The organism is Microbacterium sp. A93, from assembly GCF_051842835.1.
Genome location: NZ_JBPXMT010000007.1, coordinates 236,115 through 250,707, shown reverse-complemented (window position 1 = coordinate 250,707; position 14,593 = coordinate 236,115). Strand labels below are relative to the sequence as shown.

Here is a 14,593-nt window from a genome sequence, read left to right as displayed (position 1 = left end):
GTGAGGGCAGTTCTCATAGGGGCGGGAGCGTATGCGAGCGTGCACGCCGAAGCGATCGAACGGGTGGAGGGGCTCGACCTCGGGGCGGTCGTCGACGCGGATCCGGCGCGCGCCGAACGAATGGCGGCCGGACTCGGCGTCGTGGCGTTCGATGACATCGATGCGGCCTGCGATGCGATCGAGCTGGATCTGGCGGTCGTCGTCGTGCCCACCGTCGCCCACGTTGATGTGGCGGTGCGGGCGCTGCGTCGCGGGCTCCACGTGCTCCTGGAGAAGCCGCTCGCCCGAACCGTAACCGAGTGTGCGGAGCTGCAGGCCGAGGCGGCGCATGGCAGCCTCATCGTGGATGTCGTCAGCCAGCGCCGCTTCCAGGCGAGCAACGAGCGGGTGAAGCAGGCGCTGGACGAGGGGCTTCTGGGAACGATCGGCACCGTGCACATGGACACGTCGGTGTGGCGGGAGCCCTCGTACTTCACCGACGCACCGTGGCGTGGAAGGGCCGCTGAAGGCGGAGGAAACCTCCTCAATCACGGATGGCACGCCCTCGACCTGCTGATCTGGTTCGGCGGCGCGATCGACTGCGCGCAGGGCTTCCGGCGGACCTCCCGCGTTCCCGGCGCCGACGTCGAGGAGAGCCTCGCCGCTGCGCTGCGATTCGAGAGCGGATGCCTCGGAGTGCTCGAAGCGAGTCTCGTCGCCAGGGGCGGCGGAAGGATGCAGCTCACGATCACGGGTGACCGCGGCACCGCCTGGGTCGACGACAGCTCCGCGCGGATCGTGCGCCTCGATGTCGGCGGCGAGCTCGTGGAGGAGACGTGGGTCTCGGCCAGCGCGGACGACGCGCTTGTCGCGCAGTACGGCGTACTCCTTGAGGCGATTCGCGACGGACGTCCGCTGCGGGTCGGCCTGCCCGAGGCCCTGCGCACCCTGCACGCGGCGGAGCTCATCCTCGGCACCGCGGTGGAGCACGCCGGTAGCGCGACGATCAGCGGGGCGTGAGCGGGGAGATCCGAGGCGGCGGCAGGGTGATCCCGCCGTACAGTTCGTCGGCGAATCGACCGAAGGCGTGAATGACGGCACCGTAGGCGGCAGCATCCGCGCCGAGCGCTGCGCTGACGATCGGGAGCTTGAACGACAGTCGCGTGTATCGGGCGATCGCATCCTCGAGTGGACCGAGGAAGGCCTCCTGGGCGAGCGACAACCCTCCGCCGATCACGACGATCGCGGGGTCGACGGCCATCGTGAGCAGGGCGATGCCGTGTCCGAGATCGTCGATGAAGTCGTCGAGCTCCCGGCGCGAGTCCTCATCGCCGGAGACTGCTCGCCGGATGACCTCCTCGCCGGAACCGGCCGTGCGCCAGACGAGCTCGCCTGTGGTGGGTTCGCTCTGCCGGATCGCGAGCCTGCCGATGTCTCCGGCCACGTGGTGCGCCCCGCGCCGGGTGCGGCCTCCCAGGATGAGGCCGGCGGCGATCCGGGTGCCGACCGAGACGTAGAGCACGTCCTCGACCAGCCGTGCGGCGCCGAGGTGGTGCTCGGCGAGTGCGGCGAGACGTACGCCGTTGTCGAGGGCGAGCGGGCAGCCGAAGGCGCGATGGAACTGTGCCCGCAGATCGATGCTCGCCCAGCCCGGAACGATGACCGACGTGACCACCCTGCCGTCCGCGTCGACGATGCCCGGGAGGGAGATGCCCGTCGCGCGGAGGGCGGGCGGCTGGTGTCCCTGATCCTCGAGTGTGGTCCGGATGAGCCCGATCACGGTATCGATCTGCTCCGCCCCGGAGGTTGCGGTGTCGAGACCGCCGAACGTGTGCTGCGATCGGACGGTACCCGAGAGGTCGGAGAGGAGCAGGCGGATGCTGTGCGTGCCGACATCCAATCCCGCAACGATCCCGCCCGCGGCGTTGAACTCGTAGGTCCGAGCCGGCCGCCCCGCGCCCCGAGGTGCGCTTACCGACGAGGACTCGTTGACCGTCGATGCGGCAATGAGTTGTGCGAGAGAGGTCTCCACGGAGGTTCGCGAGAGATCGAGAGCTCTGGCCAGGTCGGTCACGGTCGCCCCCCCGTAGTCGCGGAGATAGGCAGCGGTGCGGGTGGGCACGGAGTGACGATCGGAGCCGGTCATCAAGCCTCCCTGCGCGGCGAACTGTGGAAGTAAACGTAACACGATGGCCAAACCTAAGTGGTGCTCTCAGCAGCAAGAAAACATGGGGGAAATGATTACACGCGGCATATCTGGTCAATTATAAAACCCATATGTCATAATTGTCGACAGTAACCGCTCATAACAGCAAAGGAGCACGATGAGTCGCCATGCTAAGACGCCCGATGCAGGACTCGCCTCGGAGGAGGCGCTCGAAGCGTCGCTGACCGCGCCCAGTCCGGCTCTGATCGCCGACATGCGTTCCGGCAGCGGCAATCTCGTGATCCTGGGCGCGGGTGGCAAGATGGGGCCGACCCTCGCCATCCTGGCCCGACGCGCGCTCGATGTGGCCGGGCGGGAGGCCGATGTCGTGTATGCGGTCTCCCGTTTCGGGGACGAAGCGGTGCGGGCGAGACTGGTCGCCGCCCGAGTCGAAGTCGTGTCGTTCGACCTCGTCCAGGAAGACGACCTCGCTGCACTGCCCGACGCACCAAACGTCGTGTTCATGGTAGGGGCAAAGTTCGGCGCGGCGGACAACGCCTCTTGGGCGTGGGAGGTCAACGCGGCGTTGCCAGACCGGATCGCGCGCCGCTATCGAGGTTCGGCCATCAGTGTGCTCTCGACAGGGAATGTGTATCCCTTCGTCTCATCGATGAGCGGGGGAGCCGACGAGTCCGTCACTCCGTCGCCGATCGGCGAGTACGCGCAGTCCTGCCTCGGCCGCGAGCGCGTGTTCGAATTCGCCGCGCGCGAGCGAAGTACGCGAGTCGCGATCGTTCGTCTCAACTATGCCGTCGACCTCCGTTACGGCGTGCTTGCCGACATCGCACTGGCGGTGGAAGGTGGCACCGCTGTCTCCCTGGAGACGGCGAACGTCAACGTCGTTTGGCAGGGGTACGCGAATGAGGTCGTGCTCCGCAGCCTTGTGCACGCGAGCGCCGACGTCTTCACGGTCAACCTGACCGGGCCGGAGACCCTGAGCGTCGAGAAGCTCGCCCGCACGTTCGGCGCTCTGTTCGATCGCGACGTCGCGTTCTCGGGTGAAGCGCAGGACAGCGCTCTTCTGAGCGACTCCACGCGATGCATGGCACTGTTCGGCTATCCCCCGGTCTCTGCAGCTCAGATGGTGGACTGGCAAGCGCAGTGGGTGCGGAACGGTCTTCCCGTAATTGCTAAGCCGACGAAGTGGGCCGTCCGCGACGGGAAGTTCTGACGCGGTCGACCGCGGTCATGGCGTAAGCGCACACCACCCGCGCGACCGGATTGTCCGGCGGACCATCCATCGCGACGATCCGTCCCTCCGCTGCTCTCGCGCCGAACTCCCGACAAGTCACGTGAGACAAATCGTCCGACGAATCGGTTACGGTTCCCGCGGATTTCTGCGGGAACCGTGTCTCATTTCACGACAACTTTCGTGAGATCGGACAGGAGAGTCCTGTCCTGTCTCACCGGATCTGCAGAAATCTCATCTACCTGTAGATCGTCGCACCGGAGTTGTAGATTCTCAGCCGAGTTGTAGATCGGAGGGGGTGTCTTCCTCCTATGACTCACAGCATTGGTGACGAATTCAAATTTTCTATGTCTAGAATTTTGCCTTATGGAAGACCCCCCGAGTCATAGTCCCAAGCCTCTTGATGTTCCGGCCGCTCGTGCGTCCGCCACAGTCGGGAGGCGTCACACATGAACGAATGGATGATGCTCGGCATCGGCCTCGTTCTGACAGTCGGTACCGGGTTGTTCGTCGCGAGTGAGTTCGCGCTCGTCAACCTTGACCGAAACGATTTGGAAAACCGGCAAAGCCGCGGAGAGAAGCGACTCGGGCCAACAATCAAGGCCCTGAGGATCACTTCTACGCACCTCTCCAGTGCGCAGCTCGGAATCACCCTCACCACCCTGCTCACGGGATACACGTTCGAGCCGGCGGTGAGTTCTCTCCTTGAGGGCCCCCTGACCTCGGCGGGCCTCGCCCCAGGACTCGTGCCTGTCGTCGGCACGATCGTCGGTGTCGTGCTCGCCACGCTGTTCTCGATGATCATCGGCGAGCTGGTGCCGAAGAATTTCGCGCTCGCGCTGCCGCGGGCCACGGCGAAGGTCGTCATCCCGTTCCAGGCTGCGTTCACGATGGTCTTCAAGCCCGTGATTCTGTTGCTGAACAACACCGCGAACGCCATCATCCGGGCCATGGGCATCGAGCCGAAGGAGGAACTCTCCGGCGCGCGTAGCGCTGACGAGCTTTCGTACCTGATCCGGCACTCCGCTCTCTCCGGCTTGCTCGAAGCGGACGATGCGGTGTTGCTGCGTAGGACGCTCCGGTTCGCGGAGCACGACGCCTCCGACGTGATGACACCGCGCGTGCGCATGGTGAGCGTCGGCATCAACGACACTGCGGCGGCGATCGTTGCGCTCTCGCTTGCGACCGGATTCTCGAGGTTCCCGGTCATCGACGGGACGCCGGACAACGTCACGGGTTTCGTGCACGCCAAGCAGGCGTTCGCGGTTCCCATCCCGGAACAGTCATCCATCACCGCTCAGACACTGCAGACCGAGGCGCTCCGGGTGCCGGAGTCGATGGGCGCATCCGCATTGTTGGCGCTCCTGCGCGCCCAGCGGCACCAGGTTGCGGTTGTCGTGGATGAGCATGGTGGTACCGCAGGTGTCGTTACCCTCGAAGACCTCGTTGAGGAAATCGTGGGTGAGCTTGAGGACGAGCATGACCGACACCGCACCGGGTTCACCCGACGTGGTCGCTCGGTGACGTTCGATGCCTCGTGGCGGCCGGACGAGCTCCTCGATCGCTTGTTGATCGAGGTGCCGGAAGACGGCGACTACGACACGATCGGCGGCTTCATCACCGACACGCTGGAACGCCTGCCCGAACTCGGCGACGAGATCGCGATCGCGACGGGGACTCTTCGTGTCGAGCACATTGACGGCACGCGCATCGTGCGTGTGCGGTATCTCCCGAGCGATCCAGATGGGGATGCGAGCACGATGAGCAGCCACGACCGAACAGTCGAGAAGCTGAAGGAGGCGATGACTCATGAGTGAGTATCTGCCCGGAATCCTGTGGCTGATCGTCCTCCTGATCGGTAACGCCTTCTTCGTCGGCGCTGAGTTCGCGGTAATTTCCGCGAAGCGCTCGCAGATCGAGCCCCTCGCCGAACGCGGCAATCGCGCTGCGAAGACCACGCTGTGGGCGATGGAGCACGCGACGCTCATGCTGGCGACCAGCCAGCTGGGCATCACCGTATGTTCGCTGCTCATTCTGAACGTGTCGGAGCCCGCGATTCACCACCTGCTGGAGATTCCGCTGGGGCTGACAACGCTCACGCCAGAGGCGATCAGTGTGATTGCATTCGTGGTGGCGCTCATCCTGGTGACGTTCTTGCACGTCGTGTTCGGCGAGATGATCCCCAAGAACCTCGCGTTCTCGGTACCGGATCGCGCTGCGCTGCTGCTCGCACCACCACTTGTCGTCGTCTCGAAGATCTTCAATCCGGTGATCTGGAGCCTCAACGGCATCGCGAACGGCATCCTCCGCCTCTTCAAAGTCGAACCGAAGAACGAAGCGACGAGCACCTACACGCTCGATGAGGTGGCGGGCATCGTCGAGCAGTCGACCCGTGAGGGAACGCTGAGTGACGCGTCAGGCACTCTCGCCGGGGCGTTCGAGTTCACAGAGAAGCGCGTCTTCGACGTGGACGTGCCCATCGAGGACATGGTGCTACTGCCCGTAAACGCGCGGCCCGCAGACGTGCAGGACGCCGTCGCCACACACGGATTCTCGCGATACATCATTACGGACAAGATGGGCGACCCTTCGAGCTATATCCACATGAAGGACGTCATGGACCTCATGGAAGCGAAGGTCTTCATGGCGCCTATCCCGGAGAAGCGTCTCCGACGCCTCATCACAGTGTCTAGAGACGCAGAACTCGAGGACGCCATGACAGTCCTTCGCCAACGGGGAGCACATGTCGCCAAGACACTCGACGCGGAGGGCCAGGTCACCGGACTGCTCTTCCTCGAAGACGTCCTCGAGGTGCTCGTTGGCGAAGTGAACGCAGCCGCAGAAGCTGCCTGACCGACAGCAGCACCAGAATATGAAGGTCCCCGTCAGTAACGATGGGGACCTTCATTCGTTCATCCGTCCAGGCAGACCGCCGTCGGATAGCTGCCGTGGTTCAATCAACTCAACTGGTGCTGGGCGCTTTCCGCAACGCGAACGGCGTCGAACGTGAACTACCACTAGCGGCAGAACAGATCTCGTGCGATCGAACATCCGACTTGCATCTCAAGCCGCTTGAGGTCGCAGGGTAGGGTCATGAACATCTCAGAAGACACTCTCTATTCCATCGGCGAAGTCGCGCATCGCACCGGGCTCAGCGTCAGCGCCATCCGCTACTACGCAGATGAAGGGCTCGTGCACCCGACGGACACGACCGACGGTGGCCATCGCCTTTACGATTTGGATGCGATCGCCCGCCTGGAGTTCGTCCGCACGCTGCGCGACCTCGAGACCGGTTTGGATCAGGTGCGCGGCGTCCTCGGCGGCACGACCTCGTTGCGCGACGTCCTCGCCGAGCATCTCGATGTCATCGAAAAGCGGACGACGGATATTCAGGCCAAGCGAGCCGTGCTCCGCGCGCTCGTGCGGCAGGAGGGCACGGCGGAACGTGCGAACCTCCTGCGCAAGCTGGTGACGATGTCTGACGCTGAGCGTCAGCGACTGGTCGACGACTTCCTGGATGACGTCACCACTGGTCTTCCCGAGGAGGCGATCGAGCGGATCCGTGAAGTGCAGCCAGTGTTACCGCCTGACCCCGCCCCGGAGCAGCTCGATGCCTGGGTCACCTTGGCGGAGCTGCTGCGGGACGACCGATTCCGTGAGGCGACCTGTTCCTATCTGCACGAGACGTATGCGCAGTTCCCCGGCTCGGAGATCTCCACACCTCACGTGCAGGAGTTCATCAACTCGGCGGGCGCCGACCTGATGCCGAAACTGACGGCTGCTCACCAAGCAGGATTCGCCGCAGATGACGCCCAGGTGCGTGCCCTCGCCGCACAGATGGTCGAGAGTCTCGCCGAGGCCTTCGGAATCGAGGCTGACGACGACCTTCGGGGACGGCTCGCAGCCCGCTATCGCGATCTCGACAGCCTCACCCTCGAGGCTCTCCAGGACGCGGACTACAACGCGACCGAGGGACGCTACCTCGAACTGGTCTCGATCATCAATGATCAGCCTCACCCGGATGCGGCTCTCCTCGAGAGCGCTCGCCGAGAGCAGAGCGACGGTGACGGTCTCGGATTCCGAGACTTCGGCCAGTGGCTGGCCGCCGCAATTCTCGTCGCGCGTTGACCCCACGGCATCCGCGTACGATTCAAGGATGAGGGTCGCCCGCTTTCTCCTGACCCATGTCAAGTGGGACGTACTGTCCGCTGTCGTTCTCGTCGGCTTGTCTTTCGTTCCGGGGGTGGCGCAGCAGGGGCTCGAACTGGCCGCGTCGCCCCATCGGCCGCTCGATCTGCTCGGCGTATCGCTCATCGTGATCCAGGGTGGCGGCGTTGCGCTACTCGGCCGATGGCCCCGCTGGTCCTTGGCTTTGACCGGCTCGGCGTTCGCGGCATACCAACTGCTCGGGTTCCCCACGACGTTCGCTGCCCTCGGTCTGCTCGTTGCCCTGGTGGGCGCCGGTGCATTGGTCGAGCGGTACCGGATGCTGACTGCGCTGCTCGCCCTGGGCGGTTACGTTGCTCTCGTCGCGGCGCTGATCGCGCTCGACGCCGCACTCACCGTGCTCGACGCACTGGCCTTCGGGGCGCTTCTGGCAGCGCTGTGGATATTCGGTTCGTGGCTGCGATCGCAGTCCGCTTTGCGTCGCAGCCACACGGAGAGAGCGGAACGGGAGACGATCACAGCCGAACGGGCACGCATTGCACACGAGCTGCACGATGTGGTTACTCACCACGTGACGGCGATGGTCGTGCAGGCCGAAGCCGGACAGTTTCGTCAGAACGTCGATCAGGAGACGCTGGACCTGCTTGCGTCCATCGCTGACGGGGGCAGAACGACGCTCGTCGACCTCCGCAGTCTGCTCGGAGCTCTCGAGGGGGAAGCTGAGATCTCGCGAGCGCCCGCCGAGCAGAAGGTCGACGACATCATCGCGCGTGTCCGCGCGGCCGGTCAGCAAGTGGAGCTCGTGAAGCATGGCGAGCCACGACCGTTGATGGGAGCCGCAGGACTTGCGTTCGTTCGGGTCGTGCAGGAGGGCCTCACCAACGCGATGAAGCACGCGCGTGACGGGGCCGCGGCGGTGACAATCACATACGGTGAAGGTGAGATCCTGGTCGAGGTGGTCAGTTTCGGCCACAAGAGCGCGGGTTCGACATCGGGGGGTCGAGGGATCATCGGGATGCGTGAGCGGGTACAACTCGTGGGCGGCGACCTACAGGCCGAACCTGTCGACGATCGGTTCGTCGTGCGCGTTCGGATTCCCGGATGAGCGCGGACTCGCCCATCCGTGTCGTCGTATGCGATGACCAAGAGCTCGTGCGCACCGGATTCGTCACCATCATCGATGCTCAGCCCGATCTCGTGGTCGTCGGCGAGGCAGCAGACGGAGAAGAAGCCGTACGAGTCACCCGCCGCGAACACCCGGATGTCGTGGTGATGGACATCCGCATGCCCATCCTTGATGGAATCGAAGCGACGAGAAGAATCGCGGGACCGCAGGTCTCAGACGCGGCGCGCGTGCTCGTGGTCACAACGTTCTCGCTGGATTCGCTCGTATACGACGCCCTGCGCGCAGGCGCGAGCGGCTTCCTGCTGAAAGACGCCAGACCCTCCGAGCTGACGGCGGCCATCCGGACCGTTGCCGCGGGCGACTCGCTGATCGCGCCGGCAGTGACGCGATCGTTGATCGGACGCTACGGTGAGCGGCTGCGCCCCTCGGCGCAGGGCGGTGTGATCTTCGAAGCGCTCACTGCGCGAGAACGTGAAGTGCTGATCCTCATCGCCGAGGGGCTGTCGAATGCAGAGATCGCCGCCCAGCTCGTCATCAGCCACGAGACGGTGAAGACCTACGTGTCACGCATCCTGACAAAGCTCGACGTGCGTGATCGCGTGCAGGCGGTCGTACTCGCACACCGATCGGGACTCGCAGCCTGGGCCTGACTCTCCGCGCGGATCGCTGATTCCATGCCGTTGGGGTCCCCCGAGCGAGGGATCCCAACTGTCCACCCTCGTGGGATTCGCCGCGTTCGCGATCTCCGTAACGTCGTGCTCATACCCCGAAATCGAGTAGGGGATAAGGAGCAGGAATGACGAAGTCCACGCAGGATCTCCAGCCATCAGCTACGCGCGGGATCGAGAACCCCCGACCTCGATCCTGGATCAGAACGACCATTGTCGTCGTCGGCTTCGCCGTGGCGATGCTCCTCACGAACTCCATCGCCGCGGCGCTGCACAACCCCGTGGCTGCGCTCATCATCGGTCCCGTCCTGGCGATCGCGATGGCGTCCCTGTACATCTGGACAGGCCGTCGCGTCGAACGTCGTCACGTGACGGATCTCGCGCCGAAAGGCGCTACCAGTCACCTGCTGATCGGCGCGGGGGCAGGGTTGGCTCTGTCTGCAGCGACCGTCGGCATCCTCGCCCTTTTCGGTGCGTACACGATCACAGGCTGGGGGTCGATCGCTGGTGCACTGGCCGTCGCCGGAACGATGTGCGCGATCGCCGTCTCGGAAGAAGTGTTCTTCCGGGGCGTCGTGTTCCGCCTCATCCAAGGTCGATGGGGCGCATGGGTGGCGCTCGGCGCCTCGGCGATCATCTTCGGACTCGTGCATCTGCTCAATCCGGGCGCCTCGCTTTGGGGTGCTGTTGCGATCGTGATTGAGGCCGGACTCATGTTGGGCGCTGCGTACCTCGCCACTGGATCGCTGTGGCTGGCGATCGGCCTGCACTTCGGCTGGAACTTTGCGACGGTGGGCATCTTCGGCACCGTCACGTCCGGCGCTGAGGCGCGCGATTCACTTGTCACCGCGGTGACAAGTGGGCCGGAATGGCTCTCTGGGGGGAGCTTCGGACCGGAAGCCAGCGTCATCGCCGTCCTGGTGTGCTCGGTAGCGACAGTGCTGCTCCTGATCGTCGCGCACCGTCGGGGTCGACTTTCGCTTCGCCGCCGCTGATCGATGAGGCAGTTGCGCAACCTCCTTCGTTCACAATGCCGCTGCGCAGTGCCATTGGAGTGACCCTTACTGAGCGCCCCGCCCGCGAATCCCCGATCGGTGAGATGATTACATCGCAACGCTGGCCCAGCGTCTCCTCGCTGAGGGTGGGGCATTACACCTTCGCGATTGGAAAACACATGCGGATCACCAACAAGGCTCTCTCTGGATACGACTTCCTCGCGGAGATGACGGACGATGAGTACTTTCCGCAGCCGCTCGTGGAAAAGGGCAAGCTGATCTTGGTCCGGTTGTGCGAAACGATCGAGGCGGAGCATCCTGCTGATCTCGACGCGCTTTACGTCATTACGCACGCGACGACTGAAGAGTTCAACGCGCTGGCTGCGGAGTTTGCGGAACAGGGCAGTGAGCTCGAAACTGCCGCACGCGACACGATCGGATCAGACATCGCCCAGATCGCCGACGTGTACGGGTTCACGTCGGCCGATATGGAGAAGCTGATCGCTCCGCGCACCTGGTGACGAGCCCATCTCGAGCGGTCAGACGCCAATCGGGCGCGCGAACTCGGGAGGGGTGCCGATCTCGTCGATCGAGTGGCCGGTGCACGGACGGCGGGTGGCCGTTGCGCTCTGGATCCTGGTCAAGTCAAACCAACGGACGTCATCTCGCAATCTGCACCATCCAATAAGCAGCCACCGACCGCCGGTGAGGGCGAAGATCATCGGCTCCACTTCGCGCCGCGTGCGCCTGCCCTTCGCATCGAGGTAGACGATATTCACGGTGACCTGGTCGACTGTGGCCTGCTCGAGGGCGGACATCACTCGCCGGGGAGCGGCCGGTGCGACATCGACCCACACCCGGCTGGACAGTTCAGCGGCTCGACGGCGTGCTGCGGGATCCAACACGTCCAGCACCTTACGGATCGCGGCGCGCGCCGAACCAGAGAATGGCGCCTGAGCGGTCGCCGACACCGCCGCGGTGAGGGCGAGCGCCTGCGCAGCCGTGAGATTCACCGGCGGCAGCGAGGACATCTCCGTCAGGCCGTAGCCACCACCAGGACCGGTTCGTCCCCAGACAGGTAGGCCGCCGGCCCCGACCGCCGCGAGATCACGCTTGATCGTGCGGACGGTTACCTCAAACTCATCTGCAAGCTGCTGCGCAGTGCGTCCGCGAGTGCCGGCTCGACGCAGCGACTCGGTCAGCGAATGCAGACGCTCGGTTCGGTTCACTCTGTCACTATCTCAGAAATAGTGACTGGAATAGTGACATCCCATTGTCTTGTGGCAGGAGGAGCATGAAGACATGGAAACGCTCACGACCAACAAGAAAACATTCGTTCTCGTCCCCGGCTATTGGCTGGGCGGGTGGGCCTGGGATGCCGTCGCGGCTGACCTACGCGACCTGGGCCACCGCGTCATCGCCGTGACTCTGCCAGGCCTCGACCCTGACGACTCTGATCGGGTATCAAGGAGTCTTGCCGACCAGGTCGACCACTTACGCGCGGCGGTGAGCACCGCTGGTGGTGGAGGCTCGGAGGTCGTCCTCGTCGTTCACAGCGGTGCTGGAGCTCCCGCATCCGTTCTCTTGGATCAGAATCCCACCGCGGTCGCTCGAATCGTCTACGTCGACAGTGGACCGTCCGCCGACGGCTCTGCCAACGATGCGTCAGTGCCACCTGATCAACAAGAGGTCGCGCTTCCGCCGTTCGCCGAACTGGCCGCCAGCCTCGATGGGCTCAGCGAGGAAGACCTCGACCGGTTTCGTCAGCGTGCGGTTCCGCAGCCCGCAACCGTCGTGCGTGCAGCGGTTCATCTCGAGAACGACGCTCGACGAAATGTGCCGTCGACGATCATCGCCTGTTCCTTCCCGTCTGAAGCGCTGATGCAGATGGCTCGTGAAGGGCACCCGATGATGGCGGAAACTGCCACGCTCAGCGATCTCGAAATCGTCGATCTTCCGACCGGGCACTGGCCGATGTGGAGCCGGCCCGCAGACCTCGCCCTCACCATCGCCCGCGCAGCAGACCGCTGACGGTGATCCCGTGGGTGCTGCCCGATGAGCGGCAGCGCCCACGGGGGTTAACCCCCGTGGAGAATCGGATGCTGGCCTGCTGGTTGTTCGAAGAAGGTGAAGCGAGGGTGGATCTATGACCAATCTCTTGCTCAGCGCGCAACCTGGTGACGATTCTGGCACGCTGGGAGACGTGACTTCTTCGCCGCCCATCGAACGCCCGAGGCGCGGCTCCGGCTATGGCAAGCTGTGGCGGTCCCTTCCGCGTGAGCTGGGCTTCCTGTTACTTACGCTCCCCATCGTGACGGTGGGTTTCTCAATCGGGTGGGTGCTCTTCGCTGCCGGTCTCGGGACGCTGATTATCTGGATCGGCCTCTTCATCCTCGCGGCTGGCTTATTCGTCGCCCGCGCCTTCGGCACCTTAGAACTCACCCGGCTGAGTTGGGCCGGACTTCCGGCCATCGCCCGGCCTGGTTGGACGCCAGTCGTGCATCGGCCGGGACTCGTCGGCTGGTTCAAAGACCTATTCAGCAACGCTCACTATTGGCTCTATCTGCTGCACACGGTGCTGCTCGGATTCATCCTCGGGGTATTCACATGGGCCGTCAGCCTCGTGTGGGTGGCAGCCGGTCTCGGTGGCGTCAGCTACTGGTTCTGGGGTCGATTCCTTCCGCAGAGCGAGCAAGACGTCTGGCTGCACGACGTCGTACTCCGGTTCTTCTTCCCTGGTTTCCAGATGGCCGACAGCTACCTCGGGCGTTTCAATGGTGAGAGCGTGATGTACGCGGTGGCCGGCGTCGTCTTTCTTGTGACGCTGCCGTGGGTGGCCAGGGGCCTCATCCTGTTGCATCAGGGACTCGCGGTCGGGATGCTTGGCGCATTCCGCTCGGCAGCGCTCGAGCGAGAGGTCGCCGACCTCGGCGCGTCGCGCGGTGCGGCTGTCGCAGCCGAGGACCACTCGCTGCGCCGCCTTGAGCGCGACATTCACGACGGGCCCCAGCAGCGGCTCGTGCGGCTGCAGTTCGATCTGGCCAGCGCGGGGCGCAAACTTGAGAGCGATCCGGAAGCCGCCCGCACGCTCCTCGATGGCGCTATGCAGCAATCGCGCGACACCCTCGAAGAGTTGCGCGAGCTGTCCCGCGGATTCGCACCGCCGATTCTGCAGGACCGCGGCCTTGCCGCTGCGATCGATTCGCTTGCCGGGCGCAGCACAGTTCCCGTGGCCACAACGGTGACGCTCACCGGTCAGGTGCTGCCGCCCGAGGTCGAGCGCAGCGCATACTTCGTGGTGGCGGAACTTCTCACGAACGTGACGAAACATGCATCCGCTTCGCGGGTGGAGCTCACCGTCGACTCGACCAGGGCCATTGCCGGTGCGGGAAATCTGCTGTCGATCGTCGTCTCCGATGATGGTGTCGGAGGAGTGGAAATCGCGGATGGGCACGGGCTCGCCGGTCTCAGCGAAAGGATCCACGGACTCCGCGGCAGCCTCCACATCATGAGTCCGGCAGGCGGTCCGACAGTCATCTCGGCGAGCATCCCGTATCTGGTGACACCGGGCACGGTATCTTGATCGGATGGCAGGCAAGAGGGATGACGATCGCACGGTGATAAGAATTGTCTTGGCCGAAGATTCCCTCCTTCTGCGCGAAGGTCTCATCAGACTCTTCGACGAGGCGGGGTACGAGACCGTCGGCGCCTACGGTGATGCGGATGCCCTGCTCGCCGAGGTGGCGGAACTGCAGCCCGACCTCGCCGTGCTCGATGTCAGGATGCCACCGACCTTTCGCGATGAGGGGGTGCGTGCGGCCCTCGAGCTGCGTCAACGGCATCCGAATGTGGGCATCCTGCTGCTCAGTCAGTACGTCGAGGAGACCTATGCGGTGGAACTGCTCGCGGCCGGGGACACCGGTCTTGGCTATCTGCTGAAAGACCGACTCGCGTCAATCGAAGAGCTAAAGGATGCTGTCGCGCGTATTGCCGACGGCGGGACCGTGCTCGACCCGCAGGTCGTGCGCCAGCTACTCGGACGGCGCCGCGATCCGCTCGCAGCCCTCACCCCGCGGGAACGCGAAGTCATCGCGCTGATGGCGGAAGGTCGCACCAACGCCGGTATTGCCGAAAGTCTCGTCATCGGCGTGGGGGCGGTCGAGAAACACGCCACATCAATCTTCAGCAAGCTGGGCCTCGACGGCTCTGGCTCGGCGCACCGCCGGGTGCTGGCGGTACTCGCCTGGCTGCAGCGCTAGGTCC

The 14,593-nt window shown here is 64.5% G+C and carries 14 protein-coding genes; 12 read left to right on the top strand and 2 right to left on the bottom strand.

The window, feature by feature from the left end:
* The gene (locus ACSU1G_RS18750) at window positions 1-999 is read left to right on the top strand and encodes a Gfo/Idh/MocA family protein (RefSeq protein WP_439281495.1); all 999 of its coding nucleotides are present in this window, start codon (window positions 1-3) and stop codon (window positions 997-999) included.
* Here ACSU1G_RS18750 and ACSU1G_RS18745 read toward each other — a convergent pair.
* The gene (locus ACSU1G_RS18745; RefSeq protein WP_439281494.1) at window positions 986-2,125 is read right to left on the bottom strand and encodes an ROK family protein; all 1,140 of its coding nucleotides are present in this window, start codon (window positions 2,123-2,125) and stop codon (window positions 986-988) included. The two genes, ACSU1G_RS18750 and ACSU1G_RS18745, sit on opposite strands and share 14 nt — an antisense overlap.
* A 178-nt stretch (window positions 2,126-2,303) precedes the next feature.
* Here ACSU1G_RS18745 and ACSU1G_RS18740 point away from each other — a divergent pair, with 178 nt between their 5' ends.
* The 8 genes from ACSU1G_RS18740 (at window position 2,304) to ACSU1G_RS18705 (ending at window position 10,851) form a co-directional block, all read left to right on the top strand.
* Complete coding sequence (locus ACSU1G_RS18740; protein ID WP_439281493.1) at window positions 2,304-3,356, top strand: NAD-dependent epimerase/dehydratase family protein; 1,053 nt, start codon at window positions 2,304-2,306, stop codon at window positions 3,354-3,356.
* A gap of 467 nt (window positions 3,357-3,823) precedes the next feature.
* Window positions 3,824-5,191, top strand: coding sequence for a hemolysin family protein (locus ACSU1G_RS18735; protein ID WP_439281492.1), 1,368 nt, complete (start codon window positions 3,824-3,826; stop codon window positions 5,189-5,191).
* Window positions 5,184-6,227: a hemolysin family protein gene (locus tag ACSU1G_RS18730; protein ID WP_439281491.1), complete on the top strand. Its 1,044-nt coding sequence runs from the start codon at window positions 5,184-5,186 to the stop codon at window positions 6,225-6,227. The genes ACSU1G_RS18735 and ACSU1G_RS18730 overlap by 8 nt, the downstream gene beginning before the upstream one ends.
* A gap of 240 nt (window positions 6,228-6,467) precedes the next feature.
* Complete coding sequence (locus tag ACSU1G_RS18725; protein ID WP_439281490.1) at window positions 6,468-7,502, top strand: MerR family transcriptional regulator; 1,035 nt, start codon at window positions 6,468-6,470, stop codon at window positions 7,500-7,502.
* A 28-nt stretch (window positions 7,503-7,530) separates the two neighbouring features.
* Window positions 7,531-8,646: a sensor histidine kinase gene (locus ACSU1G_RS18720; protein ID WP_439281489.1), complete on the top strand. Its 1,116-nt coding sequence runs from the start codon at window positions 7,531-7,533 to the stop codon at window positions 8,644-8,646.
* Window positions 8,643-9,317, top strand: coding sequence for a response regulator (locus tag ACSU1G_RS18715; protein ID WP_439281488.1), 675 nt, complete (start codon window positions 8,643-8,645; stop codon window positions 9,315-9,317). The genes ACSU1G_RS18720 and ACSU1G_RS18715 overlap by 4 nt, the downstream gene beginning before the upstream one ends.
* A 146-nt stretch (window positions 9,318-9,463) precedes the next feature.
* Complete coding sequence (locus ACSU1G_RS18710; protein WP_439281487.1) at window positions 9,464-10,330, top strand: lysostaphin resistance A-like protein; 867 nt, start codon at window positions 9,464-9,466, stop codon at window positions 10,328-10,330.
* A gap of 35 nt (window positions 10,331-10,365) precedes the next feature.
* Complete coding sequence (locus ACSU1G_RS18705; protein ID WP_439281486.1) at window positions 10,366-10,851, top strand: DUF5713 family protein; 486 nt, start codon at window positions 10,366-10,368, stop codon at window positions 10,849-10,851.
* A gap of 18 nt (window positions 10,852-10,869) precedes the next feature.
* Here the strand turns inward: ACSU1G_RS18705 and ACSU1G_RS18700 are convergent, their stop codons facing one another.
* Complete coding sequence (locus tag ACSU1G_RS18700; RefSeq protein WP_439281485.1) at window positions 10,870-11,559, bottom strand: helix-turn-helix transcriptional regulator; 690 nt, start codon at window positions 11,557-11,559, stop codon at window positions 10,870-10,872.
* A 73-nt stretch (window positions 11,560-11,632) separates the two neighbouring features.
* On the opposite strand from ACSU1G_RS18700, the gene ACSU1G_RS18695 reads away from it, so the two are divergent.
* The 3 genes from ACSU1G_RS18695 (at window position 11,633) to ACSU1G_RS18685 (ending at window position 14,589) form a co-directional block, all read left to right on the top strand.
* On the top strand, window positions 11,633-12,361 hold the full coding sequence (locus ACSU1G_RS18695) for an alpha/beta fold hydrolase (protein WP_439281484.1): 729 nt from the start codon (window positions 11,633-11,635) through the stop codon (window positions 12,359-12,361).
* Window positions 12,362-12,476: 115 nt separating this feature from the next.
* Entirely contained in the window at window positions 12,477-13,913 is a 1,437-nt protein-coding gene (locus tag ACSU1G_RS18690) for a sensor histidine kinase (protein ID WP_439281483.1), read from the top strand.
* A gap of 4 nt (window positions 13,914-13,917) precedes the next feature.
* On the top strand, window positions 13,918-14,589 hold the full coding sequence (locus ACSU1G_RS18685) for a response regulator (RefSeq protein ID WP_439281482.1): 672 nt from the start codon (window positions 13,918-13,920) through the stop codon (window positions 14,587-14,589).
* Window positions 14,590-14,593: the final 4 nt, after the last annotated feature.